Annotated in this window: 31 protein-coding genes and 1 pseudogene; 27 read left to right on the forward strand and 5 right to left on the reverse strand. The window is 47.0% G+C overall.

The window, feature by feature from the left end:
- Position 1 precedes the first annotated feature (1 nt).
- The 12 genes and pseudogenes from JW799_RS13600 to JW799_RS13655 all read left to right on the forward strand — a co-directional run bounded on the left by JW799_RS13600 (position 2) and on the right by JW799_RS13655 (position 6,839).
- The gene (locus JW799_RS13600; protein ID WP_205430253.1) at positions 2-322 is read left to right on the forward strand and encodes a rhodanese-like domain-containing protein; all 321 of its coding nucleotides are present in this window, start codon (positions 2-4) and stop codon (positions 320-322) included.
- 26 nt (positions 323-348) lie between these two features.
- Positions 349-926 (forward strand): annotated as a pseudogene (locus JW799_RS13605) (sulfurtransferase TusA family protein).
- Positions 927-950: 24 nt separating this feature from the next.
- Entirely contained in the window at positions 951-1,349 is a 399-nt protein-coding gene (locus JW799_RS13610) for a DsrE/DsrF/DrsH-like family protein (RefSeq protein WP_062494102.1), read from the forward strand.
- A gap of 19 nt (positions 1,350-1,368) precedes the next feature.
- A complete protein-coding gene (locus tag JW799_RS13615) occupies positions 1,369-2,508 on the forward strand; it encodes an MBL fold metallo-hydrolase (RefSeq protein ID WP_205430254.1) in 1,140 nt (379 codons plus the stop codon).
- A gap of 24 nt (positions 2,509-2,532) precedes the next feature.
- A complete protein-coding gene (locus JW799_RS13620) occupies positions 2,533-2,757 on the forward strand; it encodes a sulfurtransferase TusA family protein (RefSeq protein WP_205430255.1) in 225 nt (74 codons plus the stop codon).
- A 379-nt stretch (positions 2,758-3,136) separates the two neighbouring features.
- Entirely contained in the window at positions 3,137-3,616 is a 480-nt protein-coding gene (locus JW799_RS13625) for a DsrE/DsrF/DrsH-like family protein (RefSeq protein ID WP_205430256.1), read from the forward strand.
- Between the two features lie 64 nt (positions 3,617-3,680).
- Entirely contained in the window at positions 3,681-3,947 is a 267-nt protein-coding gene (locus tag JW799_RS13630; RefSeq protein WP_205430257.1) for a metal-sensitive transcriptional regulator, read from the forward strand.
- Between the two features lie 11 nt (positions 3,948-3,958).
- Positions 3,959-4,330: a rhodanese-like domain-containing protein gene (locus JW799_RS13635; protein ID WP_205430258.1), complete on the forward strand. Its 372-nt coding sequence runs from the start codon at positions 3,959-3,961 to the stop codon at positions 4,328-4,330.
- 66 nt (positions 4,331-4,396) lie between these two features.
- Entirely contained in the window at positions 4,397-4,786 is a 390-nt protein-coding gene (locus JW799_RS13640) for a DUF302 domain-containing protein (protein ID WP_205430260.1), read from the forward strand.
- 104 nt (positions 4,787-4,890) lie between these two features.
- Positions 4,891-5,577, forward strand: a complete 687-nt coding sequence (locus tag JW799_RS13645; RefSeq protein ID WP_205430261.1) for a response regulator transcription factor — start codon at positions 4,891-4,893, stop codon at positions 5,575-5,577.
- A 31-nt stretch (positions 5,578-5,608) separates the two neighbouring features.
- Positions 5,609-6,691 carry a sensor histidine kinase gene (locus tag JW799_RS13650; protein ID WP_205430262.1) on the forward strand — a complete coding sequence of 361 codons (1,083 nt, stop codon included), beginning with the start codon at positions 5,609-5,611 and terminating at the stop codon, positions 6,689-6,691.
- Positions 6,672-6,839, forward strand: coding sequence for a class I SAM-dependent methyltransferase (locus tag JW799_RS13655; protein WP_205430263.1), 168 nt, complete (start codon positions 6,672-6,674; stop codon positions 6,837-6,839). The genes JW799_RS13650 and JW799_RS13655 overlap by 20 nt, the downstream gene beginning before the upstream one ends.
- Before the next feature lie 192 nt (positions 6,840-7,031).
- Here the strand turns inward: JW799_RS13655 and JW799_RS13660 are convergent, their stop codons facing one another.
- On the reverse strand, positions 7,032-7,310 hold the full coding sequence (locus tag JW799_RS13660; protein ID WP_205430264.1) for a transposase: 279 nt from the start codon (positions 7,308-7,310) through the stop codon (positions 7,032-7,034).
- Between the two features lie 570 nt (positions 7,311-7,880).
- Positions 7,881-8,642, reverse strand: a complete 762-nt coding sequence (locus tag JW799_RS13665) for a C40 family peptidase (protein ID WP_205430265.1) — start codon at positions 8,640-8,642, stop codon at positions 7,881-7,883.
- Positions 8,643-8,815: 173 nt separating this feature from the next.
- On the opposite strand from JW799_RS13665, the gene JW799_RS13670 reads away from it, so the two are divergent.
- The 10 genes from JW799_RS13670 (at position 8,816) to JW799_RS13715 (ending at position 16,985) form a co-directional block, all read left to right on the forward strand.
- Positions 8,816-9,496, forward strand: coding sequence for a hypothetical protein (locus tag JW799_RS13670; RefSeq protein WP_205430266.1), 681 nt, complete (start codon positions 8,816-8,818; stop codon positions 9,494-9,496).
- Entirely contained in the window at positions 9,489-10,211 is a 723-nt protein-coding gene (locus JW799_RS13675) for a cytochrome c biogenesis CcdA family protein (protein ID WP_205430268.1), read from the forward strand. Before JW799_RS13670 ends, JW799_RS13675 begins: the two co-directional genes overlap by 8 nt.
- An 18-nt stretch (positions 10,212-10,229) precedes the next feature.
- Positions 10,230-10,787, forward strand: a complete 558-nt coding sequence (locus JW799_RS13680) for a peroxiredoxin family protein (protein WP_205430270.1) — start codon at positions 10,230-10,232, stop codon at positions 10,785-10,787.
- An 18-nt stretch (positions 10,788-10,805) separates the two neighbouring features.
- Positions 10,806-11,453 carry a thioredoxin domain-containing protein gene (locus tag JW799_RS13685; RefSeq protein WP_205430272.1) on the forward strand — a complete coding sequence of 216 codons (648 nt, stop codon included), beginning with the start codon at positions 10,806-10,808 and terminating at the stop codon, positions 11,451-11,453.
- A 363-nt stretch (positions 11,454-11,816) separates the two neighbouring features.
- Positions 11,817-12,644 carry a response regulator gene (locus tag JW799_RS13690; RefSeq protein ID WP_205430274.1) on the forward strand — a complete coding sequence of 276 codons (828 nt, stop codon included), beginning with the start codon at positions 11,817-11,819 and terminating at the stop codon, positions 12,642-12,644.
- Positions 12,645-12,876: 232 nt separating this feature from the next.
- The gene (locus tag JW799_RS13695; RefSeq protein WP_205430276.1) at positions 12,877-13,434 is read left to right on the forward strand and encodes a hypothetical protein; all 558 of its coding nucleotides are present in this window, start codon (positions 12,877-12,879) and stop codon (positions 13,432-13,434) included.
- Positions 13,435-14,042: 608 nt separating this feature from the next.
- Entirely contained in the window at positions 14,043-14,462 is a 420-nt protein-coding gene (locus JW799_RS13700; RefSeq protein WP_085170049.1) for an RNA polymerase sigma factor, read from the forward strand.
- Between the two features lie 118 nt (positions 14,463-14,580).
- On the forward strand, positions 14,581-14,988 hold the full coding sequence (locus JW799_RS13705) for a DUF6075 family protein (protein WP_205430278.1): 408 nt from the start codon (positions 14,581-14,583) through the stop codon (positions 14,986-14,988).
- A 32-nt stretch (positions 14,989-15,020) separates the two neighbouring features.
- A complete protein-coding gene (locus tag JW799_RS13710; protein WP_205430279.1) occupies positions 15,021-16,616 on the forward strand; it encodes a hypothetical protein in 1,596 nt (531 codons plus the stop codon).
- A gap of 54 nt (positions 16,617-16,670) precedes the next feature.
- Positions 16,671-16,985 carry a C40 family peptidase gene (locus tag JW799_RS13715; protein ID WP_205430280.1) on the forward strand — a complete coding sequence of 105 codons (315 nt, stop codon included), beginning with the start codon at positions 16,671-16,673 and terminating at the stop codon, positions 16,983-16,985.
- 270 nt (positions 16,986-17,255) lie between these two features.
- On the opposite strand, the gene JW799_RS13720 is transcribed toward JW799_RS13715, so the two are convergent.
- Both JW799_RS13720 and JW799_RS13725 read right to left on the reverse strand, forming a co-directional pair.
- Positions 17,256-18,695, reverse strand: a complete 1,440-nt coding sequence (locus JW799_RS13720) for a tetratricopeptide repeat protein (protein ID WP_205430281.1) — start codon at positions 18,693-18,695, stop codon at positions 17,256-17,258.
- A 256-nt stretch (positions 18,696-18,951) separates the two neighbouring features.
- Positions 18,952-20,253, reverse strand: a complete 1,302-nt coding sequence (locus tag JW799_RS13725) for an IS1380 family transposase (RefSeq protein ID WP_205429816.1) — start codon at positions 20,251-20,253, stop codon at positions 18,952-18,954.
- A 308-nt stretch (positions 20,254-20,561) separates the two neighbouring features.
- Between JW799_RS13725 and JW799_RS30110 the strand changes: the two genes are divergently transcribed.
- From JW799_RS30110 to JW799_RS30115, 4 genes are all read left to right on the forward strand, one after another.
- Positions 20,562-21,164, forward strand: coding sequence for a DUF6431 domain-containing protein (locus JW799_RS30110; RefSeq protein ID WP_420830679.1), 603 nt, complete (start codon positions 20,562-20,564; stop codon positions 21,162-21,164).
- A 172-nt stretch (positions 21,165-21,336) separates the two neighbouring features.
- Positions 21,337-22,719: a DDE-type integrase/transposase/recombinase gene (locus JW799_RS13730; protein WP_080832306.1), complete on the forward strand. Its 1,383-nt coding sequence runs from the start codon at positions 21,337-21,339 to the stop codon at positions 22,717-22,719.
- The gene (locus JW799_RS13735) at positions 22,716-23,414 is read left to right on the forward strand and encodes an ExeA family protein (protein WP_205428197.1); all 699 of its coding nucleotides are present in this window, start codon (positions 22,716-22,718) and stop codon (positions 23,412-23,414) included. Before JW799_RS13730 ends, JW799_RS13735 begins: the two co-directional genes overlap by 4 nt.
- A gap of 116 nt (positions 23,415-23,530) precedes the next feature.
- Positions 23,531-23,752 carry a DUF5348 domain-containing protein gene (locus JW799_RS30115; RefSeq protein ID WP_176220599.1) on the forward strand — a complete coding sequence of 74 codons (222 nt, stop codon included), beginning with the start codon at positions 23,531-23,533 and terminating at the stop codon, positions 23,750-23,752.
- A gap of 114 nt (positions 23,753-23,866) precedes the next feature.
- Here the strand turns inward: JW799_RS30115 and JW799_RS13745 are convergent, their stop codons facing one another.
- Positions 23,867-24,565 carry a hypothetical protein gene (locus JW799_RS13745; protein ID WP_205430282.1) on the reverse strand — a complete coding sequence of 233 codons (699 nt, stop codon included), beginning with the start codon at positions 24,563-24,565 and terminating at the stop codon, positions 23,867-23,869.
- Between the two features lie 117 nt (positions 24,566-24,682).
- On the opposite strand from JW799_RS13745, the gene istA reads away from it, so the two are divergent.
- A complete protein-coding gene (gene istA, locus JW799_RS13750) occupies positions 24,683-26,236 on the forward strand; it encodes an IS21 family transposase (protein WP_201317745.1) in 1,554 nt (517 codons plus the stop codon).
- Positions 26,237-26,238 lie beyond the last annotated feature (2 nt).

A 26,238-nucleotide genomic window follows, 5' to 3' on the forward strand; every position in this document is an offset into this window, starting at 1 on the left:
AATGGCTGGGGAATATTTAAATAATATCCTCCCCCGTGAAGTGCAAAAGCGGCTTGAGCAGGGGGAGAAATTGAACTTACTGGATGTGCGCGAGCAAGACGAATGGGAGTCGGGACATATTCCCGGCGCCAAGCATATCCCGCTAGGTACAATTGGTGAAAGACGCAAGGAATTGGATCCGGACAAAGAAACGATTGTCATCTGCCGAAGCGGTAATCGCAGCGGTTTGGCGTGTGAGTATCTCGAGTCCATGGGCTATAAGGTCGTTAATATGCAAGGCGGCATGTCCGAGTGGAGCGGGGATATCGAATATGGAAAATAAACATCTATAACAGAAGGGTGATTGTAATGACCATAGCAATCCAAACGAACCGCGTCCTTGAATGCGAAGGGCTGGCATGTCCGATGCCGGTCGTAAAAACAAAAAAAGCCATCGATGAAATGCATCCGGGGGAAGTCCTTGAAGTGCGGGCCACCGATAAGGGTTCCGTCGCAGATTTGCAGGGCTGGGCTAAACGCACCGGCCATCAATACATTGGTCTGAAGGAAGAGAACGGGCTTTTCCGCCATTTCTTGAGAAAAGCATCGGACGGCGAGACAAAACGGAAATAAAATTCCCTCACATCATGAGTAACGAGGAACTAAATCAAAAACTAACTTCTGGTGAAAGTATCAATGTGTTGGATGTACGCGAACCTGCGGAATATGCCTTCGGGCGCATTCCCGGCGCCGTTTCCGTACCTTTGGGACAACTGGAGGAAAAACTGAGTCAGCTGGATCCGGGCAAAGAGTACGCAGTCGTTTGCCGAACGGGGAACCGCAGCGATATGGCCTGCCAAATTCTTGCCGGGCGCGGATTTTTCAAAGTAAAGAATGTGGTGCCAGGCATGTCTCAGTGGCAGGGGGCCACAGAAAGCGACAAATAATAATCGAGTAAAGGAGAACAAAACATGGCAAACAAAAAAGTGGCGATTATCGCATCTTCCGGGGGTCTTGAAACTGCATACAAAGTATTGAACATTGCAACGGCAGCGGCGGCGCTGGACGCTGAGGTGGCTATCTTCTTTACCTTTGAAGGACTGTCGATCATTCATAAGGATTCCGAGCAAATGCTGCAACTCAGACCGGGTAACGAAGGACTGGCGGAAGGCTTCAAAAAAATTAATGTTCCGACAGTAACCCAACTTCTGGACGTGGCCAAAGAATCGGGTGTCCGCATGATCGCCTGCCAAATGACAGTAGATGTGATGGGACTTGACCAAGAGCACTTTATCGATGGAATTGAACTCGGCGGCGCCGCGGCATTTTTGGATTTTGCATTCGACGCGCAGGTGACGCTGAACTTTTAAATGGGAAAGGAGAATAAGAATGGAAAAAGTACCCTTGATTACGGCAGAAGAGCTTCACCGTAAAATGAATTCGGGTGAAGACGTGGTGATTCTCGATGTAAGGAACGAGACAGATTATAACGATTGGAAAATTGAGGGAAAAAAAGTGAGATCCGTTAACATTCCGTACTTTAACTTTCTAGAAGAGGATGAGCAGGTGCACGCCGGACTGCCAAAGGATACGGAAATGGTCGTCGTTTGCGCAAAAGGCGGATCTTCTGACTTTGTAGCGGAAATGTTGATGGAGAAAGGGTATAAAACCTACTCGTTGGAAGGCGGAATGCTGGCCTGGAGCCAGTTCTACCATCCGACCATCGTATACATGGACGAAAAGTTCAAATTGATTCAAATCAACCGTTTGTCTAAAGGCTGCCTCTCCTATGCCGTCATTTCGGAAGGGAAAGGCATGATCATCGACCCGAATCAAAAGGTGGATGTTTACCTTGAACTTGCAAAACAGCATCGTTTCAAGATTGAACATGTCGTGGATTCCCATCTGCATGCCGATCATATTTCCGGAGGGCGACAGCTTGCCGAACAAACCGGCGCAACGTATTACATCTCTTCCGGGGAGGTAAAGGATACGAATTTGAAGTTCGAGCCGTTGGATCGGCATGATCGGATCAGAGTCGGAGAAATTGATGTGGAGGTCTTGGCGATTCCCACGCCTGGGCATACCCCCGGATCGACATCCTTCTTGATCAACAACCGGTTCTTGATGTCCGGAGATACCATCTTTGTCGGCGGTTTGGGAAGACCCGATCTTGGAGGCAAGGCAAAAGAATGGGCGATGGATCTGTACGATACCGTGTTCAACAAGCTGAGCGATCTCCCGGACGATTGTCTCGTTCTGCCCGCTCACTATGCCGACATTCAGGAGATCAACGATAACGGTATTGTTGGGGCCACATTCGGTGAAATTCGCGAGAATAACGAAATTATGCAAAACGCCGACCAAGAAGCCTTTACGGAACAAGTGGCTAGCGCGGTCTCCATGGAGAAACCGCCAAATTTTGAAGAAATTGTGGCCATCAACCGGGGCGAACTCCAAGTCGATGCAGAAAAAGCGGTCGAACTCGAGATTGGACCGAACCGCTGCGCGGTACATCATCAAGGTTAAAATGTAAGGAAGGAGGTTCAACTTATGGCGGATATTGTTGTTGACGCAAAAGGTCTTGCTTGCCCGATGCCGATCGTCAAAGCAAAGAAAGCAATCGATTCGCTCGAATCCGGTCAAATCATGGAATTGCACACAACCGACAAAGGTTCCATTAACGACTTCCAAGCATGGGTCAAACAAACGAACCATGAATTGATCGAAGCTAAAGAAGACAACGGTGTATTTAAGTTTATCGTAAAGAAAGGATAAGTTTTTGAAGGGGATGTGGTTCCAGGCACTGCATCTCCTTCCTACAAGAAAGGAAGAAAACATGATTTGGTTTATTGCAGCAATAACCTTCATTGCTTACCAAATTCGAAATCACGGGCCTGTTCAAGGTCTTCATTATATATCTTTCCCTAAATTGCAAAGAATGAAAAAACAATGGGGCAAAGCCGGTGGATCTTCGCGAAGTGCTGAGCCGCGCAAATTTTAAGAAAGCGTGCAGGATAGAACGAATTGTATGCTTTTCTATATCCGGAAGAAGCTCCTATGATCAACGTAAAAAGAAAGTATGCACCAAGTATGACTAATTTTTTCACTTTTTAATACCCATACCTGTATGAGTTATAAAGAAAGGATGATAGATATGAGCCAAAAAGAAAAAACCACCATCGTTCTTTTTAGCGGAGATTTGGACAAAGCGATCGCCGCCTTCATCATTGCCAACGGAGCGGCCGCTTATGATCACGAAGTTACGATGTTTTTCACCTTTTGGGGATTGAATACGCTTCGAAAAGATCCACCTGTTTCCGTAAAGAAAGGGCTTCTTGAGAACATGTTCGGTAAATTGATGCCGCGCGGAGCGAAAAAACTGGGACTCTCCAAAATGAATTTTGCCGGAATCGGTCCCAAAATGATCAAGCATGTCATGAAGAAACATAATGCGCTCAGCCTGCCTCAGTTGATTGAGCTCGCGCAGGAGCAAGGAGTTATACTGGTTGCATGCACGATGACCATGGATTTGCTTGGATTGCGGAAAGAAGAATTGATCGACGGGATCGATTATGCCGGTGTTGCAGCCTATTTGGGGGATGCTGCAGATGCGAAAGTGAACTTGTTTATTTAAGACCAGTTCCCCCGGATTTAGGTTATAATATACCTATACACGTATAAGCAAATGGGGGATAACGATGAATATGAATTACGATGATGATGTAAAAAGAAGACTGCGCCGCGTGGAAGGGCAAGTACGTGGCGTACTGAAAATGATGGAGGAAAAGAAAAACTGCAAGGATGTGGTGAGCCAGCTCTCAGCTGTCAGAAGCGCAGTCGACAAAGCCATTGCCTATATCGTTGCGGTCAATCTGGAGCAGTGCATTCTTGAAGAAAAGGAATCCGGCAAGGATACGAGCAAACTCGTTCAGGAGGCCGTAGAATTATTGATCAAAAGCAGGTAGGTGATTCCGTTATGAATTATTATTTTTACGCCATATTATTTATTCTTTTAGCATGGTTTCTGTTTAAGCAATTCGCTCCGGTGAAAGGATTGAGGAATCTGAACATCGAGCTGTTCAAGAAGGAATACAAAGGGCAAAGGCTGATCGATGTTAGAGAGGTTCATGAGTTTAAGCAGGGTCACCTTCCAGGAGCGGTAAACATTCCGTTAAGTCAGATTCACAGGAGACTAGGCGAGATTCCGAAAGAAAGTCCTGTCTATTTGTACTGCCGCAGCGGGATGCGCAGCAAGCAAGCCGGTAGGATCCTGAGCCGGAGCGGCTACCGTAACGTGGCTCACTTGATCGGCGGGATCACGGCGTGGGACGGACCTTTAACAAAATAGACGAGTTTTTTCCGGAAAAGATACCATACTATCGTTAGGGTTAATACACTGACTGGAGGAACAGCCATGTTTCATTATACAACCGAAACGAAAGCCAATGTTCAGGATGCCATTGCCGCCTTGGAAACATCTTTAAAGAAAGAGCAGTTTGGCGTGCTGTGGCGGTTTAATCTTCGCGAAAAACTGAAGGAAAAAGGATTTGATTTTGAGCGGGAGTACGTGGTTTTGGAGGTGTGCAATCCTGCGGAAGCAAACAGAGTCGTAAGTGAAAGTGCTTTGGCGGGGTACTTTCTTCCGTGCAAAATCGTGGTCTATGAAGCGGACGGCAAGACCAAAATCGGCATGCCGAAACCGACCGCATTCATGAATATGCTGGAGGATGCTGCTCTGATGGGCATTGCTGCCGACGTGGAAGCCCGATTGATTGGATGCATCAATCAGGCTGCGAATCCATGATATGAAAACCGATGAGTTCATCTCATTGGTTTTTCTTTAACGCATCTTAACAAACGGATGTTATTCTCGGACAAACGGCCAGGTGTTTAGGGGATGTTAGAGGAATGAAGGGCAAAACGATCCTGATTGTTGAAGACGACGCCAAAATCCGACAGTTGCTCAAAATATATCTGGAAAAAGAAGGATACGAGATCCTGTTGGCGGCGGACGGTGCCGAGGGAATGAATTTGTTTGAAAAGCTCGATCCCTGCTTTGTCATTATGGATCTCATGCTTCCGCATAAAAGCGGGGAAGAGCTTTGTCAGTGGATCCGTTCCGACATGAAAAGCGATATTCCGATCATCATGCTGACGGCTAAGGTGGACGAAGCGGATCGAATTCAGGGGCTGCAAATGGGTGCGGACGATTATATTACGAAGCCTTTCAGCCCGCAGGAGGTCGTTGCCAGGGTCGAAACTGTCCTGCGAAGAACGGCCAATCGTTGCAGTAAAATCAGTTACAAAGGACTAACGCTGAAACCGCTTCGAGGAGAAGTGAAGTTCAACGGAGAACTTATTCCGCTGACGATGCATGAATTTAAGCTTTTATATTTTCTGATGCGGCATCCGAATCAAATATTGACAAGAGAACAAATTTTACAAGAGCTGTATCCGAATGAAGAACGTTCTGTAATCGACCGGACCGTGGATGTCCATGTCAGCAAGCTCCGGGAAAAAATCGAATCAGTGGAAGGAGCCCCCCGTTTTATTGAAACGATAAGAGGGATGGGATATCGATTTGATGCCTATTAAACATTGGATGTTTTGGCGAAAGCGTTTGACGATGAAGCTCATGTTGGTCAACGGCCTGGTCATCGCTGTTGTGATCTGGCTCGCTGGGGTATCCGTAAAGGATTTTGCTTGCATGGTGGTGGGCCAATATGAGCTGGTCGGTGAGGAAAAAAGCAGGTTCTTCAATGAAACAATGGAGTTGTATTTATGGAGAGCAAGTGTTTCGGCCATTTTGGTTGCCGCCATTATTCATTATGTTTTTATCAAAAAAATACTTTCTCCTTTAAAACGGCTCACGGAATCGACGAGACTCATGATCGAGGGACATTACCCGGAGCCCATCGAACCGAAATCTCATGATGAAATCGGTCAGCTTACGAAGCACTTTAACGAATTGGCAAAAACATTGAAGCGTACGGAAGAAAACCGAAAACGTCTTCTAAGCAATATATCGCATGAACTGCGCACGCCTCTGAGCAACTTGAACGGCTATTTGGAGGCATTATCAAATGGTGTCATGGAAGGCAATCGGGAATTGTATCAATCTCTGCTTGAAGAATCTCAGCACCTCACCCGTCTTGTAGAACAGCTTCATCATTTGACGGTCTGGGAAGCTCGAGGGAATAACAGTCTGTATCAGACAGAAATCAAAATACATGAACTCCTGCAACAAACGATTCAGGCTTTTCAGTTGGAAAGCGACAAAGCAGGTGTTTTATTGGACGTCTCCATACAAGAGGGAGTCGTTCTCGGCGATGAAGACGGAATCAAACAGGTCATGAACAATTTGCTCAAGAATGCTTTCATGTATCATTCAGGGAATGAGATAAAGATTACGGGAAAAAGGGAACAAAAACAATACCGCATCACGGTTTCCAACATGGGAGAACCAATACCGGATGAAGCTCGCGATTTGGTTTTTGAGCGGTTCTATCGCGTGGATCCGTCAAGACACCGGGAGAAAGACAAGTACGGTACGGGGCTGGGTCTTGCGATTGTGAAAGAAATTGTGGAACGGTTCGGCGGACAAGTCGGACTGCATTCGGATGGTAATCTGCATCATTTTTGGGTTACTCTCCCTTTGGAAATAAAAACGGTAAAGGTGGTTAAGAATCATGATGGAGCGCCGATTTAATCCTGAACATATGGAGAAACTGGACAACCCGGAGCGGCGTAAAGTTCTGCCTCCAGAAAAGTTATTGGGGTTATTGGAAATCCAAGATAACGACATTATTCTGGATTTGGGGGCAGGTACGGGGTATTTTGCCATACCCGCTGCATGAAATACCAACGGGAAAGTGTATAGCTGCCGTGAATCATCGAAGACTTCCTTGACTTGTTCGGTCCATTCTTTGTGCTGGCGTTCACGGTCGCTCTCCGGACGCCCGTTCCACCGATAGTAGCCGTTACGAGAAACTTCCAATGCTTTGCACATCTTCTCCAATCAGTTCTCGAAGCGGTTCGTGTAGATGAATTCATATTTTACCGATGGTCTTTCGCGAAGAAGTGCATGGCCTTTTTAAGATATCGTTCTCTTCTTGTAAATCACGAATTTGTTTCTGAAGTTCCCGTAGCTTATGATTTTCTGATTTAAAAACTTGATTCGCAAAGACTTCTGGCTCACTACCGAACTTTTTCATCCAGCCATATAAAGTGTTTTCCTTGGTTTTTAGCTCGCGGGCTACCTCCGCTATCGCCTTGCCGCTTTCTTTAATATACTGGACTGTATTTCTCTTGTAGGCTTCATCATCCACTGGTTTTTCATTTCTGACACAGACCTCCGGTTTTTAGTCAATCACCAATGTCATCTGTGTCTACTATTTAGTCTAGCTTCATTCTGGGGACATGGGAGCGCGTCATGAATTTCAATGGAACGGGAAATTTAATTCTCCGTGCGAGTTCCAAATTTAAGCCCCCTTGTTGAAGTAAGTGATCCAAGCTTATGAATAAAATGCAGACTTGCAGCCTGTATTCAAACCATCTTTATCAGAACTTAACACAAGACCGGTACGATCAAACAAAAAGCATCCGGAAAGGGAGAGATGAGGATGTCGTTTGGGTACCGGGTCTTGGTTTGCGAAATTTTGATCCAAACTTATTTCGATTTGAAAATAAAGGCTCGGAAAGGAGGGCGGAATTTCCAAACACGACAAGAAGCGCTCACTTTCTTGAAGACCGCCTGGTTTGAAACGTTATGTACCGCCATTGATCTCGATCCTTCCATCGTAAGGAAGGAAATGCTCCGTGCTTCCGCCCCCCCATTACAGGGCCAAGGATTAAAACATAAACAAGTGAAGGGACATGGCTGTCCCTTACACTCCGTGTTACTTGAGTACACTGCCGCCGAACACAAAACGATATTCCCAGTGCTTGCCTTCAATGCTATCGATTCTTACCCCGCCGGATTTGACGGAATACGTGTGCAATATCTTGCCATTCCCCAAGTAAATGCCGTTATGCGTAATTCGTTGTGCGGATTTGTTGATTCCGGAATAATTCGAACTTTTGCTTCCTTTATACGACATAAAGAACATGATGTCCCCCGGTTTCAAGTCACGCCACTTCGTTGTTGTTTTACCGATTTTTTTCACATAAGCAGCCTGTGTTCTGGAATTGCCGGGAAGGATGATGCCAGTTCCGTCTTTAAACGCTTGTCGGACAAAGTCCGAGCAGTCGAACGTTCGGGTATTGGAGCGGTTAGAACCAAATTCGTAAGGCGTTCCCCAATATTTCATACCGGCTTTAATCACGTTGTTGGCTGCGCCGGCAGCGGTTTGTGTGGTTTCTTCGCCGGTTGAGGCGCCCACCATAGATATGTACCGGCTCTGCGTTGTGACATAACCGGTTTGCCCCTGTCCATCCTTGACTTTGTACCAATAGGGGTTCACACGTTCCAAAACATTCACATGTTCGCCTACCTGCAAAAAACGAATGCGCTCGCTGCTAAGGGAAGGCTTGTCCCGAAACTTGACACTTTTCACAATGACGGCATCATCCTTTGCCGCCGAAGCGGAGACTTGTCCCGATAAAATCGTTCCGGCAATAAGAGTCGGCACCAACAGCGCCACAGCCAGTTTTTTCCTCATCAACTGCATTTCCTCCTTGTGGATTTGGATATTTCCCGCGGCGGAAAATTTCGGATCGCGGTCTAATAAAAACCCTATCACAGAAGATGCCGCAAACCTGGATGTATATTTTTCCAACTGCTTAATCATTTCTTTAAAAAAAAGCGTTATCCTCATTTGCAAGGAGGTGGGGGGTGCGCAACATTCAAATCGGTTCTATTGTGTTGAACGGACAACTGATTTTGTATTTCAGTTTTTGGGCGGCGGGTTGGTTGATGTTACAATATCGGCTCCGAAACATGCCGGAGCGGGGGTTGATCTTGTCCTGCGTATCAAACGCATTCTGGCTGTGGCTGATCGTCTGGAAAGCGAGCTACCTGCTCTTTCATCCGGTTGAAGTCATCCAACAGCCTGTTTCTTTCATCTATTTCGATGGCGGGGAACGCGGGAAATGGATGGCAAGCCTGGTTGCCGCGGTTTATATTTGGCAGAAGGCTTTGAAGAGACACATTCCATTAAAAATGGGGTTCGACATTTTCATCACGTATGCATTCGCGGGTTGGTGGGCTTGCCAAGTGTTGTTATTCATGATCGGGGAGGAGCCGGCCTGGTTTCACGCGGCAAGCGCCGGATTAACAGCGGTTCTTTACATGTCTTTCTTGTTTTCTTCAAGAGGATCCGATTCGCCAACAGGACTTGCATACGCCATTTGGTTCTCGATTGGACATGCGATGTTATGGTTTCTGGTCCCCGATCGTTCGATGTGGCTTTTGTCCTTCAGTAAACAGCAGTTGATTTTTCTGCTCGTTGCCACGGGTTTGACCGGATGGGCTTGGTTGGACGAGAAGGTGAAAAAAGGAGGTTCTCATGGATAATCTTTCGGTTTTCGCAGCCTTTGCCGCGGGGATGCTATCCTTCTTATCCCCTTGCGTCTTCCCGCTCATCCCCGCTTACGTTTCCCATTTGACGGGCTCGTCCTTTCAAGACGGCAAACTGGTCGTGTATCGGGGGAAACTGATTGTTCAGTCTCTTAGTTTTATTGTGGGCTTTAGTCTCGTTTTCATCGCGATGGGGGCTTCGGCAAGCTTTATTGGCCGCTTCTTTGCCCAGGAGCGCGATTTGATCCAAAAAATCAGCGGTTTGTTGATTATTGTGTTTGGTCTGCAAATGGTCGGATTATTTAATCTCCGGCTGCTGATGTCCGGTAAAACATGGGAAATCAATACGAACAGGAGCCGCGGCGCAATCCGTTCGCTGCTTACCGGTGTGGCTTTTGGCGCCGGCTGGAGCCCCTGTGTAGGGTTGGCGTTGTCGTCCATTTTGCTTCTGGCCGGGTCTGCCGAAACGCTGTGGAACGGGATTGGGTTGTTGGCCGTGTATTCGCTCGGGTTGGGTGTTCCGTTTTTACTGATTTCATGGTTGCTGACGTATTCGATGAAGATCATGAAAAAAATGAACAGATGGATACCTCTCCTGTCCAAACTGAATGGCTGGCTGCTCATCGGGCTGGGGTTTCTGTTGTTTACCGGGCAATTGCAGAAGATCAGCGCCTGGCTATCCCAATATACGTTTTGGGAGATCAACTTTTAACGAGTGGAGATGAAGCGGATGAAAAAAAGCATGATCGCTGTTCTGGTTTTGATAGGGCTCGTCGTTTATGGCGGATACGATTATTTTCACAAGTCTTCTTCAGAAACCGGACAAATTGCGGAATCGGGGGAAGCAAATCTGGAGACGGGTATTCTGAAGGGGCAGCTTGCGCCGGACTTTGCGCTTACGGATTTGCAGGGGAACACGGTTCACCTGTCTGATTTTAAGGGCAAGAAAGTGCTGGTCAATTTTTGGGCGACATGGTGTCCGCCGTGTCGGGTGGAAATACCCCATATGCAAAAATTTTATGAGGATTACCAATCGAAGAATGTTGTGATATTGGGTGTCAACCTGACACTTACCGAGGAAAATCCGGATTCCGTGCAAGTTTTCGTGAAAGAGCAGCAACTCACATTTCCCATCGTTCTGGACAAGGAAGGAGCCATCATGCAAACCTATCAGGTTGTCGCCTATCCCACGACGTATTTGCTGGACTCGGGTGGAGTGATTCGGGAAAAGTTTCAGGGCGCGATTAATTACGACATTATGGAAGAAGCTGTTTCCAATATCAAATAAGACAGGAGAGTTCATGCCATGAGTCAATCGATTAAAAAATTGATTTTGTTTACACTGTCCGCTTGCCCGATGGGCCGATCTATGAATACGGTCATCGGAGAATTACTTACTTGCAAAAAAGAGTTTGCATATGAGGTCGTCTATGTGGATGTTGACCATGAAACAACCAATCGCTATTGCGTCAAGGTGAATCCGACCACGTTATTTTTGAATCTTAACGGCAGCGAGTTGTACCGCATTGAAGGATTTAAAGAAACAACTGAGGTGTGGGACTTGGTTAGACAGATTGAGGAAGGATCGCTGCGATCGGAAGAGGCGCGGGAAGAGAACCGAGAGATTACCGAAACCTACACGATCTATTTGTTCCAAAACGGTAATGCCGTTCCGGTGGAGACAACAGTGATCAACAAGACCTCCGTGAAAGCGCCAAGAATAACAGCGATTCAACAATTGTTACGCACCCGGCCTGAAGGATTTGACAATCCGTTTCCAATAGACACTTCGCTTGAGCGGGTTTCCTTTCACAATGAATCAGGCGTTGTAACGCTCCGTTCGACAAAGGAAGTGAGCATGGATCAAACCGAGCGGATGAAGATGTTGCTCGCTCGTACCTTGGCAACCTATGGCATTACCGAAGTCAAATTGGAATGGGCGATTTCCCGTTAGCTAACCATGTAGGCAAAGAAGGTTCAAAAGCTTCGACGGAACGAGGCTAGACTTATTCCTTCTGTTTCCGAGAAGAGGATGAACAAGACAGGAAACTGTTGGAAGCCGCCTCGGAAGGTTTTGCCGGACTGATGGATAAGCATACAGGGATCCGTATACCAAAGAGATGCTGAGAAAAGTGGATTCTGATCTCCCAAATCGTTAAAGTCAACGAGCCCGTCAGTCACATCGCTGCCATTACGGAGGAGCAATCGGCGGCAGTGGAGGAGGTGTCTGCACAAATGACAATCATTTCCCAAATTGCGGAAGGAGCCCAATCGCTTACATTCGAAATACAGGAACGCAAAGCCACGGGTCTTCTGCATGCGTGCAATGATCGCCAGGTTACCCTCTCTAATGCTGTCAGGAAAGGGCACGGCCTTCCGAGGGTACGTGTCTTTTTTGTGTTTTCAGAACAATCAACGAGGTGATGAAAAGATGGAGGAGCGTGCAAGTTATGCCGTAGAAGTTGATGAAGTCGTGCGTTGGAAAGAAGGCAAGATACAAGTATTGCTGGTGGACAGCGATCCCATTTGGCAACAACGGATGTCGGGGCTGATCAATGCAGAGCCAGATATGAATATATTTCATATTGCAACAAACAAGGAATCGGCCATTCGAGCGAGTGTGCAATTGGATTTAGACGTGATGATTCTTGATCTGGTATTACATTCATCGCAACAGGATGGGCTCCATACAATTTCCGAAGTTCTGAAAAGGAAAGCGATGCCAATCATTATCTTGACCTCCCTCTACGAGCCTGAAATCATTGTGGAAGCTGTGCTAGCCGGGGCGATCAATTATATTACCAAGATCAACTATGCGGATGTCGCAAATGCCGTCAGGGAAGCCTATCGGGGGCAATCTTCTCTTCATGCAGATGTTGCATCCATTATCCGTAATGAAATTGGGCTTGTTAAGCGAAATGAATTGCATCGAATGCTGACGCCCACTGAAAAAGAGATCTTGCAGTTGATCGGTTGGGGCTATAGACAGCCGGTGATTAGAGATTTGCTAGGCGTCACAGCGAACACCATGAAGTCGCACGTTCGTAACATCATTCGAAAATTCAACGCTTGCTCCATCCATGAAGCGGCGGAAAAAGCAAAACGAAGAGGCTTGTACGATCGGCAAGATCGGATCACGTGCTAGCAATTCACACTCGATTCGAGGAATTTTGCGTTTATTCGACACTTATTGAGATGATAGTGTGATGAAAAAAATCACCCTCCATATTTAATCGCTTTATAGGTAAAATGATAGGTACAGATGGATATTCTTAGGAGGATTATACCGGAGGTGAGAGTCGTAAAAAGAGGAGCGAAGATTGTGAAAATAGTACCTTGTCAACTTCTGCGAATTTAGAAAAGAAGGGTAGATGACAATGGAAATGGAGAGTGAACAATGTACAACGAAGTCGATTGACTGTCCAAACTGGCGGAAAACGTTAAGAAAGCATGCACAGCAAGGAGGGGTTTGTGATGTCGCAGACCCAGTCCCCATTCCCTACGAGAAAGTTGAATCATGGCTGAAGTCCTATAAGGACTGGAAAGCGAGATTGAAGTATGTACAATCCGAACTCACATACATCCCAGAATTGACGCGAACGCTGCATATGGTTGCGGCTCGTAGCAGAGGCAGAAGACAGGAAACGGTATTGCGAACGGTCATACAACGCTTACAAATCACCGAACATGAAATCCCATTGTTACTATCCAGAATCGGTTTGATCGACTACGCTTTCTCGGCTCTCACCCCGGAAGAAAGCAAGTTTGTCCGGTTGCGATATATGGATAATCTGGCGCTTTCAGACGCCATGAGCCGCCTGGCACTGTCCCGTCGCGCATTTTTCTATCATCGGAAGCGGATTTTACACAAAATCTATATAAAAATCAAAGATCGGGCAGTATTGTTGGATTTGGAGTCGTCTCAAGCAGATTGAATGAATTCAGAAGATGCATAGCGCATAGATTTGCCTTAGTTATGCAAATTTGAGGATTGGAGCGCCGGAATTGTATCGAACATGCACCAAATGCTGCACCGGATTTGCCCTTTTTTTGCACGAAGTATGCACACGATATGCACATGTTTCGTGCTATGATGATAACGTGGACAGACAGTGCAGCAGTAGCAACAAGAAAACTCTGTGGTCACTCTTTATCAAGCGTCGTTTCTTTCCCTGCTACCCAGCGGAAAGGATTACGGCGCTTTTTTATTTTGTCGATGCAGTCGTCGGCTAAATCCCGGTTGCCAAGGAGCTGAACCAAGCATAGGGCAGCGCCAAACATCATAGCCCGCCTAATTTCTCACACGGTGTTGCCAGGTGAGAAAGAGGGTGAAGTTGATGTATCCCTATTGCCCATAACTGCAAACGGAGAATTTATCGGCAAGAATGTAATCCAATCTTACAATCTGGCCTGGTCGCAATCGAGCGTTGTCGCGCTCTGCGGCGAGGTCTTTTTTGTTGTGTTTCCTGCTTGCCGGGGAGCGTTGGCTGTCGCTCTCCCCCCTCTGTTTTGGTTTGCCATCAAACCAAATGGAGGGATTCGAATGAAAAAGATGAATTTGCGGGATATGTATCCTTTTTTTAAGACGGATGTATGGGTGGATGTAGACGAAGAAGTTGCCCATGAAATCCGTCGCTTAGACTTGGAAGAAAGCGCCTACAGGCTGCGAACGTATCGCCATCGGGCCTATTACTCGCTAGATCGCAACGATGGGATTGAGCAGCATGTTTTATTTCTTTCGATTTCACCGGAGGAGCATTACGAGCGCAAACTTTCACGGCAGCAACTTTATGAAGCTATGTGCCTGTTGCCGGAGAAATCTGCCAGACGGATTTACGCCCATTATTTCCTGGGTATGAGCAAAGTTGATATTGCCAGAGCCGAGCATGTCGATGAGCGGGCGGTTCGTAAATCAATCCAACGAGGCTTGAAACAAATGGAATACTTGCTCAAAAACATGTAATCGATTCGTCGGAGGGTCCGATTTTCCTGCCAAAATGAACGGTTATATAGAGGACCATGTTCAGACAGCGGCTGGTTGCAACCAGCCGCTGCATTCTCCATGAAAGGGGTATGTGACGATGCATACGATTCGATTTCGAGATGAGGAACACGAGAGGTTTTATGTTCAGATGCTGGATGAAAGGAAATGCAGCGATAGCTACCACCGGGCACTGTTCTATACATTGGGCATTTCCCGAGAAACCAGAAGTCATATCTGCGATTTATATGATTTTTCTAATGGCGGCATTAAGTCCGAAGGCCTTTCGGCCCCTTGGCAAACCGGCAGTACCATCCGAGTGTGTCGGCTCGCCTTTAATTTGTGGAACGGCTGGACCAAAGCAGGAGGCGAACGTTACTCCACTCCCCACGAATTATTCGATTGCAGCTATGCCCCCTACTTTTTTGAAGCGATTCATCTTCGTTATCCCGAATATTGCCGAAGTCACGAGAGAACGATCAATCGGCTGACCGAACAAATTCGCTGAATGGCTGCCAGCGACGGGAGTGGAATGGGACGATGAAGGAAATTAAAACGAGGAGTGTTGTGAAAGACATCAAACGTTTGGACAGATTCCCGAACGTATTGCATCGTGTAAATCGTTCAAGCGCTCGTGCCAAGCGGCAAGTTGATCATGACAAGACGACTTCCCAGTCTCAAGTTGAATATGCGCAGCGCCATTCCGCAGCGGCTACGAAAAAAACGATACGTGCCCAAATGGGGATGAGTCTGCATATCAACAAGAGATTGATTCGGCACATTCTAAAAAGGCGGCCGTTGCCAGATGGTAATTCTGTCACAAGTCAGAGCCCGATTGATATTCATACGGAGTCATCGATTTCGCGTACACCGCGACCTGCCCGTAGCATACGTCTTCGTAAGCCGGTTGATGGAAAATACGTCTTGTCTTCTGGTTCGCATTCAGGAAAACAACGATTTATACGGAGCCGGGTCAATACCCGGCTTCTGCATCGTTCTCGAACAGGCAGCTTTTCTGAACGGATGCAAAAACGGAATATCGGACATCCAAAACCAGTCGGGAAGAAGGAAACATTCTCCACCGCGGTATCTCGTTCAGCAAATGGACGCGTGAAACCGTTAACCCGAGTCCCCTCTGCTATATCGAAACAATCAGATTATACGATCAAACGGAAGGTACGAAATTTCAAGACGTTATCGCCATTTACAAAATATGGGCATCGGCTAGAGCACGCTAACAATCCTTCAGATGCTCAAACTGAAGGGAGAATGAATGCCGTCAAGGAAGCTCAGCGGGCTGCGCAGATGGTGGTGTCTGCTCGTCGATCCATCCAGACCGCGCGAGCTGCCGCGAGATTGAATCGTCTTATCGTTAAAATGGTTGAAAGAGCCGCCGCCTTGCTTGTCAAGGGATTGACGACGCTTTTGGGATTCAGCGGTTCGGTAATTGTAGTTCTATGCATTGTTATGGTGATAGCCGCTGTCATTTCCTCTCCGTTCGGTATCTTTGTGTCCGGTGAAAATACGGATGCCGATGTCAAGCCGCTTTCCCAAATCGTTCAAGAGCTGGACGCTGAATTTGCCGCCCGACTGGTAGAGTTACAGCAATCCGCTGGCAATGTAGACCGGGTGGAATATCATTATCCCGGCAGCGCGGACAATACGCGAATCGATAACTGGATGGACATTATCTCCGTCTTTGCCGTGAAGACCGTCACGGATGTGGAAAAGGGAATGGATGTGGCCACGCTTGATGCAACAAGAATCGGTATCATCCGATCGGTGTTTTGGGATATGAATTCGCTGGAATCTCGTGTTGAGACGATAGAACATAATGAAACGGTTTCGGTCGAACAGGAGGACGGGAGCACCAGCGAAGAGACGATTACCCGATATGAGCGCATTTTGCATATTACGGTCATTAGCCATGCTGCGGAGCAACAGGCAGATATATACCGCTTTACAAATGAACAGATAGAATTAATGAAGGAAATGCTGTCCGAAGAGTTTCGCCCGCTTATGTTTGCGATACTTGGTAAAGATGCTAATATTGGTTTGACGCCAGAGCAGCTTGATTTGGTTCAACAGCAATTGCCCGAAGGGGAACTGGGCAGTGAAGCCGTCAAATTGCGCTGACTCGTCTAGGCGATCCGTATAGCCAACCGAAGGCCGGTCAGGACAACTATACGATTGCAGCTATCTCGTCAGTGGGTTTATCGTCAGCTAGGTATTAGCTTGCCGCGAACCGCAGCTGAGCAGGCCAGATTTTGCGTGGAAAATGGTCTGACAGTAAACGCGGCCGACTTGGTTCCAGGTGACCTTGTGTTTTGGAGCTACGAGAATAATGGTAGATTTATGGATATTACTCACGTTGGGATTTATGCGGGTGATGGCAAAGTTGTAGATGCTTCCTCAAGTCGCGGGCAGGTGGTGTTTCGGGACTTGTTTGATTCGGATAAGCAAGTGTTGTTTGGAAGGCCTGAAATTTTGGACGTTGAACTGTGAGGCTGCCTTCGATAAGTTTTGAAACACTCCTTCAATTAGTGCTAATGGGAGGGTGAAAAGACACAAAACATTAGGTTGAGAGATTCAACTCGATTGTTTGAACAATCAAGAATATATTCTGGGCGAAGAGGAATTATAATTGAACACGAATAAATTTCAATAGTAGACAACACGACAAAGAGCAAATTAAATTTTCCATTGTTGTTGAAACAAACAGGCATTCCCTGAGGATTGCCTGTTTGTAGCAATTTATGTTATTGCTCGGTCTTTTTATTGCCCCCTCTGAATAGGACGAGTAGGAAGAGATTCATATAATTTCACATATGTCATTCCCGCTTCATCTAACAGTTTATTTAATGTAGCTGTGTAAGTGGCACTGTCACTTGTTGTATAAGCATCAAACACTAAAGATGAAATACGATGGGCTAATGAAGAAATTTCTGACGGTGTCCAAATATGCATTTGTTCTCCAGGACTCGCTGTTGGATGAGCCGGTATTATGGGACCGACAATCATTAATTTAATATTTCGGCCAGAGTTCGGGAATTCTTCTTTATACCATTCACTATGATTTAGAGCTTGACCAACATCCCTTTTTGAGTAAAAAGAAGTATCTTTCTTCTCCTCTTTACTTTCAATTAATATATCAACCTCTGGGGAAGTCCAAAATATATCAGGGCCACGTCCCCCTGTTTCTGAATCAGGTCTGTTTGATGCAAAGCCCAAATATCTCCCCAACCATGATAAAGCTTCTTCGTATTGATTAGTCGTATTTTTTTCAGTGAAAAGAGGAGAGAGACGATCCTGCATTTCACTAAAAGATCCATAATTGAAGTCGCCGCGCGCACTGAGAACACTCGCGATTCTTTCTCCTTGCGAATCGCCAAATATTACGGGAGGGGCGTAAGTAGTGACTGATTCAGGATTAATTCGACCCAGGACTCGATAAGCATTAGAAGACCTATTAAAATATCTCTCGGCTGCGGAGGTATTGCCACCTAATAAGTAAGCATAACCTATCCAGTGTGCATGCCAAGCCGCAAGTGCTTTGTCTTGATTAAAAATAGAATCTAAATGTTGTTCCAAGGCGCGTGCTGCTTGTTGATATTCACGATCCCATAAATGTTCTATAAATTTTCGTTCAGCAAATGCAACTTGTATACTGTGTTCTTCAAGTTCACTCACAGAATCTTCTGATGCCTTTTCGTTTGCAACAGAATGAGGTTGTATTCTTGCTCTGTGTACAGAAGTCCATCCGGGATCACGTGGTACGGCTAAAACGGACATAACTAAATTGTGCAAACTCTGGAAGTCGGAGACACTCTTTGTGAGTTGCTCGCCCAGTTCTAATTGAGCACGTGTATATGGAGGTATCACTTTGCGATTGCTTCCTCTTGTGATCCAATCGCCAATGTCATCTCCAAGTAGAAAAACGACACCAAAATCATCATTTCCTCTTGAAATCCTACCCATTGCTTGAATTAACCTAGAAGCAACTGTTCCTTGAAGAAATTTGTTTTCCCCCAAATTGTTCCATAAGAACTTTTCCATATTACCAGTACCAGAAGGGAGACCATCAATAACGAGAAATCTACATGTGTCTCCAGGGAAATCCATTCCTTCAAATCTAGCAGGGGCAACTAATATACCTGTTTGTGCCTTTTTGAATTCTTCTACTTTCTGTGCAAAATCATCTGATGAAAAAGTCATTTCATGCTCACGCCAACGTTTAGCCCTAGGCTCACTTTTGGGTATAATAAGTATCTTGGAGTATTTCGAAATAGCAATAATCCTGAATTTCGAAAGCCCGTAAGTCCAAGATAACGTGGTGATGCAAAAGGAGTACGGGGTGTAAAAATGTGGGTATTTTCCATTCCTGTAGGATTCTTTCGCGATTTACGGATGGTTCTTCCCCCTCCCCAGTGAAGGGGCAAGTTCATTTTCCATGTAACTTTATGGATATTGATCATTCCAGCAAGGCCACTTTGGTCTCGATTCGCTTCCAGGCGTAGCGACCAGCGAAATCTTTCATCAGCTTCAATACGACGGAGCGGCCGTGCCGAATGAGCGTCGCTGCGCAATGAAAGAACTCCAAGCGAAAACGGGCGATCGTATAGCCTTGGTGAATGGGCTCGCAACAGTCGCGTTTAAATCGCTCAAATAAGTTGTAAGCGAGCAGCTTAATGAGCAAGTCCAACTCATTGGCATTGAAATCGCTCGTGGCGATACGGTCGATTGAGAAGCCGTTTTTGGCTTCCTTGATGTAGTTCTCCATGCAGCAGCGTTGGTTGTAAAACCGCCATAGATCAATCGCTTCCCATTCCAGGTTGGTCACGATGGCTTCGTATTGCCAATCGGAATCAAACACGATTCGGCCTTGGCCGTCTTCGAATACTTGCGCTTTGCGAATAACCGCTACACGACGCGCCTTGCTCCAAGATGTCGCTTTGTAGATCAAGCTGATTCCTTCGATGATCCAATCCTCGTCCACAAAGCGTGTCCAATAACGGCAAGCCTGGACTTCACTGGCGAGCCGCTGAGTCCATTTGAGCTTGCCGACGTAACCGATTCCTTGGCCTTCCCAGAGGCTATAGAATTCTTCGCCGCCGAAGCCTTTGTCGAATCGACCATACTTCACCTTGCGCTCGCCGAGAAGCTTGAAGGTTTGCTGCAGAAAGGCGGCGGCGTCAGTGGAAGAGTGGGTGTTGCCCGGCCGTAGGACCGCGTTCAGATTCAAGCGAGTTTGTCCTTCAAAGGCCAGTAACGGATGGTAGCTTTTACGTCCGGGCTTATGTGGATTCGTACCCTTGGCCGCGCCGGTCTGATCGCCGTACACTGTCTCCACCGTGGAATCCAGATCGAGAATAAGGTCAGACGGTAAACATGGTCGGATGATCTCTTGATTGAGCAGCCTCAGCTCGGTTGCCAGCTGCGGACAGGTTCGGCCCAGTCTCCCCAGTTCCTTATACAACAGGCTATGATGTGGACAACGTCCGCCAAGGAAACGGAGTAGCAGCGCGTCAGACTTCAACCGACGAAAATGGAAAATTCGCTCGCAGCCGAGCATCCAGCCGACGATGAAGTAGAGCAGAATTCGATGAACAGGGAAAATCGCATTGTGCGCTTTTCCGCCAGAGAGGTTGCGCATTGCTTCGGTCAGCTTGATTTTTTCGAGAAAGGCCAGAAAGATTTTGACGCCACCGAAGCTTGTGGCGTTTTGCAGTGAAAATTCGCTCTTGATTTTGCTGATGGCTGTGGTAGACTTCACCTAAAAGGTGCTCCTCTCTTTGGGTGATGTGTTCTCGACAAACACCATTCTACCAAAGATTTGGAGCCCTTTTTATATTTTCAGAGAGTGGAACTTTCGAAATTCAGGATAATATAATGTTCGCCGCCTGACTTTATGGCGGGAAAAAGGCATGAATTCGCCATTCGGTGTGGCGGAGCCAAACCGAATAAACAGCCGACAATAGCCTAATCCCTTCTGTACAATGACGGTGGATTAGGCTATTGTCGATTAAAAAGGAAAATGCTCCCGAACCTTTGGCGAGGATCCCCGGGAGCATTCACTTCATCATGTCAAAAATACTTTATTTCGGCCTTTCTTGCAAGGCTTATTTACGCACATTCGGAAATCAATCTCCTGACGTCCAGCTCTGCTGTGAAAACTGCGGTCGGCTTCTCCATAAACACGGTCGTTATTGGCGAGGAATTGTGACGAAGCATGAGGTCATCCAGATCCCGATCTACCGTCGATATTGTCCTACCTGTAGAATAACAATCTCCCTCCTGCCGGAGTTCCTGATTCCATGGGCCCGGTATGCGACTTGGGTGCGAGAAGCGGCATTAAAGCGCAAGCACAAGGGATTCTCTTGGCGGCAGACGACAGAAAGCACAACAACTCCTGCCGTGCGTTATAGCCGCCGTACGTTGAAACGCTGGTGGGCAAGACATCTGCGCCGCGCAGCGGATGCAGCACTATGGGTTGCTGGGAAACTCGTAGCCCAGGGGGACGACACGGATATGCTCCACCTTTACCCCACCATGATGAACCCAACGCCAATGGATACATTGGATTGGCTGGACAAACTGTTACCCCGATTCATCCCCGCTGGCGCATCCAGACGGGGCTATTGGACGTTTCTAAATGCGAGGTTACCTGTAGCATCACGCTTATAAATCCCTTCAGCATCCACCGCCAAGGAGCAAGGCAAACGAAAATCGCCTCCAAAATTGCTTTAAAAATCGCCTGGACGGCAAGTTGCCCTCCTGATCCCACAAAATATGCGCCCTCCCTGGCTTCTAGCGTCTATGCGATACTCTCATAGACCACAGGGAGAGGAGATTTAGCATGGATGAGCAAGCAAGGCAGCAAGAAGCCAACTTCCGTTATGGCTTAATTGCATCACTGGTTAGCCGCAAATTGGATCCCGGAGAACAGATGGCGTTGATGCGCGAAATTGTAAGCCATGAGTATGAAACGTCGTCGGGACAGCGAAGGAGAATTAGTCTACGAACGCTTGAGCGATATTTAAAAGCGTATCGCGAAGGCGGATGGGAGGCGCTGTTGCCCTCCGTCCGAGCAGACAAACTCACGACCAGGGAAATCCCCGAGGATGTGCTTGCCAAAGCGATTGCCTTAAAGCAGGAGCAACCCGGCCGAAGCGTCAGGCAGATTATTGCGATTCTGGAACTGGCGGCATTCGTGGCCCCCGGCACCCTGAAAGAAAGCACGCTTAGCAAGCAGCTTCGCCGCCGCGGCGTCACGCGCAAAGCGTTACTGAATACGGGGTGGAGCCACTTTCGCCGGTTTGAAGCCACGCACCGAAATAGCATGTGGCAAGGCGATGTGCAGCATACCCTTTACCTTCCGCATCCGGACAAGCCCGGCAAGAAGGTCATGGCCTATCTGGTTATTTTCATTGACGATTACTCTCGCTTCGTTGTGCATGGCCAGTTCTATTTCGAGGAACGTGTGGCCCGGCTGGAGGATTGCCTGAAGAAGGCGATTTTAAAGAACGGAGTGCCGGAAATGATCTATGTCGATAACGGCGCCATCTATTCTTCACACCATTTTGAGCGGATTTGCGGGCGACTGGGGGCAGAGCTTAAGCATACTCGCCCCGGACGTCCTATGGGACGCGGGAAGCAAGAAAAGTTCTTCCGATTTGTCGACCAGAGCTTTGTGCCGGAGGCATACGACCTGATTGAACAAGGGAAGATCCAGACGCTTAACGATTTGAATCGATTCTTCTCGGCGTGGCTTGAGATTGCTTACCACCAGAAAGTCCACAACAGCTTTAAGCAGCGCCCAGTCGACCGATACCAAAAAGACGACCACCCGATTCGCATGTTGCCGCCGCATGAACTCATAGAAGTATTCTTGCTGGAGGAATCCCGCAAAGTGGACAAAACGGGATGCATCTCGCTGCTGGGCACGATATTCGAGGTCCAGACAGAGCTTGCCGGCTCGAAGATTCAGGTGCGATTCGATCCGCACGACCTGTCCGTCATCCAGGTGTGGAAGGACGGCCAGCGCTATGAAGACGCGAAGCCAATGAAGCTCCGCGATCCGAAAAACCGGCCGAAGCAGGATGAACCGAAGGCCGTCATGCAACCGCCGAAGACGGGCCTCAACTATGTGGAATTATTGGTGGAAGAACAGAAACGGCAGACCCGCGAAGCGCAAGGCGCTGCGCTTTCGCGAGCGATGAAAGAGGTGAATCGCTCATGATTCGTGGTTTCTTCGGGTGGGAGCGCGTTCCGTTCACCCGGGAGATTGAAACACGGCATCTGCACCGCTCCAAGCGATTCGAAGAATGTGTAGCACGGATGCAGTATATGGTGATGACTCGCTCGATTGGCTGCGTCACCGGTGAAATTGGCTGCGGCAAGTCGACAGCCGTTCGCTACTTGAAAGACCAACTGGATCCGAACAAGTACCGGTTTATCTATCTGTCGGATGCGAATCTGAAACCAAGGGACTTTTACCGTGAACTCCTCCACCACTTCGGCTTGCCGCCCAAGTTTCTGCGCAGCGAAGCCAAACGGCAATTCCAGCACCTCGTATGGGATTTGTACGAGAACCAGCAGAAGGTCGCCGTTATTGTCGTGGATGAAGCGCACCTGCTTTCAGGAGACATGCTGCAAGAAATACGCTTTTTGACGAATTTTCGTATGGACTCGATTTCGCCGCTTGCCCTGCTGCTCATTGGACAGCCGGAACTACAGGCCACGTTGCAACTGAGAATCTTCAAGCCGATTACACAGCGGATGAACGTGCGTTTTCATTTGGAAGGCTTGTCGCTCGAGGAGTGCCGCGATTACATCTCCCACCAATTGGAGGTTGCCGGAAGTACAGGGCCGGTGTTTACGACAGAAGCGATGGACGCCATATACGCGCATGCTCGGGGATATGCCGAGAGATAAATAACGTCTGCACCGCTGCGCTTCTGGATGCAGTGCTGCGAAAAGACAAAATGATTGATACCGTCCATGTGACGAGGATCCTAGCTGAATTTAAGGAACAGTGAGGGATGACAAATATGAATGAGATACGATTTCATGGAGATACCGAGCGTTGGAACGTGTACGATGGAGAAGAGTTGCTTTGCTCGCTACGTTGTGGTGATGCCGTGATGATTCAAGTAGGAAAGCACTTCTTGCCATCCAACCTTGAGCTCGATACGGACTGGTACGTGAAGTTTGGAAATTCGAAGTTCTGGCTCCACCGACATGCCAAGTACCGCGTCCGACCGCTGTTCTAACTGCTCTTCGGAGCAGTTTTTTTACGCCGACAAACAAAGGCGAAATATAATTGTCTCCGAAACGGCGGTGAGGAAAGCAAAAAGCCACCGTCATTGGCGGTTCCGAATCTACCGTCAATTAAAGTGGCTGATGACAATATAATTAAACATGCCTTCCTTAAGTTTAGGATTAACATAAGGTGTCACTATAAGACGCTCAGATTCCCCTGCACTAGTTTTTGGCTCGATATATGCTTCCGGCAAGAAGCCAAAAGTACGAACAAATTCGGGTTTGTTTTGCATAGTTGCGGATAAGAACACTTTAGTTACTGATGAAGACATAAAAGGTAAAGTATTAACTGGTGGTAAGAAAGGCGATATCTCAATTCCATCTGAACTTAGAAATGCTACACATAGATCCAAATTATTTCGTAAGTGTTCCCAAGCAAACATAGAGATCCTTTTAGTTGTAACACCCTCATTTGTAAGTGACTCAATAACGCGACTTACTACTTGCCTCCAAACAAAAAGAGGAATAAAAAGAACACTTGGGTCATCTTTAAAAGTAACTACTTGATCGAATTCAGGTCCCCGGTGAATGGACTCAAAATATTGTCTGACTTGTCCAACCAACGTGGAGTAGGTTGTAGGGAATTCTGATTCAGGAAGATGAAGAGTGAAATTTTCCCTAACAATGTGGGAGGCAACATGGGCATCATCAAAAATTATCCCTTCAATATCTGTCCTAAAACGAGTGTTCTTCCCATTAAATAAGGTTTGATAGTTGGTTAAACATTGAATTTCGCCAGTATTAAATTCAAGCTCATTGACCATATTGTAACCGCTAGAATATAGACAACAGGAATTGCTAGATAAAGATGAACATTTTACAATCCTTCCTCCCCTGATTATCATACATCTTAGAAATAATCATCATGGGTGGGGAAGAGTATGGGACGCTTAAAAAGGTGGCATATGTATTTCTCTATTCATCAAATGAAAGCGAAGGGATTGAAGATTTCACAGATTTCCAGAAAACTGAATGTCTCGAGGAACACGGTGTATAAGTATTTGAGCATGAATCCGGATGAATTTAAACAATTCATGGAAGATCTCGAGACCAGGAAGAAGAAGTTAGACCCTTACGAACAACGTATCATTCAGTGGTTGAGGGAGTATCCCGACCTCTCTGCTGCTCAAGTTTGGGATTGGCTAAAGGAACACCATCCAGAAATTGTAGTTGGGGAAAGCACTGTAAGAAGCTACGTTCGGATGCTGCGAAAGATGTATGGAATCCCAAAGGAAGTGCAACAAAGGCAATACGAAGCCATTCCCGATCCCCCAATGGGTGAACAAATGCAAGTAGATTTCGGAGAGATGAAAATGAAGACTCTCCAAGGGAATCTGGTAAAGTGCTGGTTCATTACATTCGTTCTATCCCATTCGAGATACAAGTTCGTCCATTGGCAAGATCGACCGTTTGTTACGAAGGATGTGATTGATGCTCATGAATTTGCCTTTACATACTATGGCGGAATGACGAAAGAAATTGTTTACGATCAGGATCACTTATTGCTTACCAGTGAAAATTACGGCGATTTAATTCTAACTCATGAATTTGCGGCTTACGTTCGTCATCGGGGCTTTCAAGTCCACATGTGCCGGAAACAAGATCCCGAAAGCAAAGGTCGAATTGAGAATGTCGTGAAATACGTCAAACGGAATTTCGCACGTCATCGGATCTTCGTCAGTGTGGACAAGTTGAATGAGGACTGCTTGGCTTGGTTAGAGCGAACGGGAAATGCCCTTATCCATCATACGACCAAAAAAATACCAGCCGAAGTGTTTGCTATGGAAAAGCAATACCTTCGCCCGGTCCCAGAAAAAATACAAAAACCTAATATGAGTATAACAAGGACCGTGAGGAAGGACAACACCATCTGGTATGAAGGGAACCGCTACTCCGTTCCCCTCGGGACTTATGATGGCATATCGAAAGAGGTCGGCATCCGGGTCAATGGGTTGAAATTGCAAATCTACGATGTAGACACCGGGGAGATCATAGCTGAACATGAGCTCTCGCAATGTCGAGGCCAACTGATCCAGAACACGAATCACCGTCGGGATCGCCAGAAGGGCATTGCTGCGTATCTAGAAAGCGTCAAAAAGCATTTTCCCGATCCTGGCCTTGCTTCACCTTATCTGGAAGAAATTCATCGTCTACACCCTCGGTACACCCGTGATCAGCTTCAGCTCATTCAAAAGACGCTAGATCAAGCAACGAAAGAAGCAGTGGATCAAGCCCTCCGTTACTGCATAACCAATCGACTGTACCGTGCCAGCGATTTTGCTGATGCTGTAAACCACTTCTTAAAGGACAACGAAAAACCAGCGTTGGAATGTAGTCATGTGAAACAGCTGAGCGGAGCCGATCAATCTAAATGGAAAGCCAAGCCTCAAATTCGTGATGTTGAGATTTACCGGCGTATTTTGGGAGGAGGCTGAAC

It is taken from the genome of Cohnella algarum (genome assembly GCF_016937515.1).
Lineage (GTDB): Bacteria > Bacillota > Bacilli > Paenibacillales > Paenibacillaceae > Cohnella > Cohnella algarum.

Bases quoted from the DNA above. Each gene is read 5' to 3' on its own strand.
- JW799_RS30115 (WP_176220599.1), top strand. From the start codon at position 23,531: ATGAATGAGATACGATTTCATGGAGATACCGAGCGTTGGAACGTGTAC.
- JW799_RS13695 (WP_205430276.1), top strand. From the start codon at position 12,877: ATGGAAATGGAGAGTGAACAATGTACAACGAAGTCGATTGACTGTCCA.
- JW799_RS30110 (WP_420830679.1), top strand. From the start codon at position 20,562: ATGTCAAAAATACTTTATTTCGGCCTTTCTTGCAAGGCTTATTTACGC.
- JW799_RS13615 (WP_205430254.1), top strand. From the start codon at position 1,369: ATGGAAAAAGTACCCTTGATTACGGCAGAAGAGCTTCACCGTAAAATG.
- JW799_RS13630 (WP_205430257.1), top strand. From the start codon at position 3,681: ATGAATATGAATTACGATGATGATGTAAAAAGAAGACTGCGCCGCGTG.
- JW799_RS13720 (WP_205430281.1), bottom strand. From the start codon at position 18,695: ATGACTTTTTCATCAGATGATTTTGCACAGAAAGTAGAAGAATTCAAA.
- JW799_RS13610 (WP_062494102.1), top strand. From the start codon at position 951: ATGGCAAACAAAAAAGTGGCGATTATCGCATCTTCCGGGGGTCTTGAA.
- JW799_RS13685 (WP_205430272.1), top strand. From the start codon at position 10,806: ATGAGTCAATCGATTAAAAAATTGATTTTGTTTACACTGTCCGCTTGC.
- JW799_RS13705 (WP_205430278.1), top strand. From the start codon at position 14,581: ATGCATACGATTCGATTTCGAGATGAGGAACACGAGAGGTTTTATGTT.
- istA (WP_201317745.1), top strand. From the start codon at position 24,683: ATGGGACGCTTAAAAAGGTGGCATATGTATTTCTCTATTCATCAAATG.
- JW799_RS13650 (WP_205430262.1), top strand. From the start codon at position 5,609: ATGAAGCTCATGTTGGTCAACGGCCTGGTCATCGCTGTTGTGATCTGG.
- JW799_RS13735 (WP_205428197.1), top strand. From the start codon at position 22,716: ATGATTCGTGGTTTCTTCGGGTGGGAGCGCGTTCCGTTCACCCGGGAG.
- JW799_RS13710 (WP_205430279.1), top strand. From the start codon at position 15,021: ATGAAGGAAATTAAAACGAGGAGTGTTGTGAAAGACATCAAACGTTTG.
- JW799_RS13655 (WP_205430263.1), top strand. From the start codon at position 6,672: ATGATGGAGCGCCGATTTAATCCTGAACATATGGAGAAACTGGACAAC.
- JW799_RS13745 (WP_205430282.1), bottom strand. From the start codon at position 24,565: ATGGTCAATGAGCTTGAATTTAATACTGGCGAAATTCAATGTTTAACC.
- JW799_RS13730 (WP_080832306.1), top strand. From the start codon at position 21,337: ATGGATGAGCAAGCAAGGCAGCAAGAAGCCAACTTCCGTTATGGCTTA.
- JW799_RS13675 (WP_205430268.1), top strand. From the start codon at position 9,489: ATGGATAATCTTTCGGTTTTCGCAGCCTTTGCCGCGGGGATGCTATCC.
- JW799_RS13700 (WP_085170049.1), top strand. From the start codon at position 14,043: ATGAAAAAGATGAATTTGCGGGATATGTATCCTTTTTTTAAGACGGAT.
- JW799_RS13620 (WP_205430255.1), top strand. From the start codon at position 2,533: ATGGCGGATATTGTTGTTGACGCAAAAGGTCTTGCTTGCCCGATGCCG.
- JW799_RS13665 (WP_205430265.1), bottom strand. From the start codon at position 8,642: ATGAGGAAAAAACTGGCTGTGGCGCTGTTGGTGCCGACTCTTATTGCC.
- JW799_RS13625 (WP_205430256.1), top strand. From the start codon at position 3,137: ATGAGCCAAAAAGAAAAAACCACCATCGTTCTTTTTAGCGGAGATTTG.
- JW799_RS13640 (WP_205430260.1), top strand. From the start codon at position 4,397: ATGTTTCATTATACAACCGAAACGAAAGCCAATGTTCAGGATGCCATT.
- JW799_RS13635 (WP_205430258.1), top strand. From the start codon at position 3,959: ATGAATTATTATTTTTACGCCATATTATTTATTCTTTTAGCATGGTTT.
- JW799_RS13680 (WP_205430270.1), top strand. From the start codon at position 10,230: ATGAAAAAAAGCATGATCGCTGTTCTGGTTTTGATAGGGCTCGTCGTT.
- JW799_RS13600 (WP_205430253.1), top strand. From the start codon at position 2: ATGGCTGGGGAATATTTAAATAATATCCTCCCCCGTGAAGTGCAAAAG.
- JW799_RS13645 (WP_205430261.1), top strand. From the start codon at position 4,891: ATGAAGGGCAAAACGATCCTGATTGTTGAAGACGACGCCAAAATCCGA.
- JW799_RS13690 (WP_205430274.1), top strand. From the start codon at position 11,817: ATGCGTGCAATGATCGCCAGGTTACCCTCTCTAATGCTGTCAGGAAAG.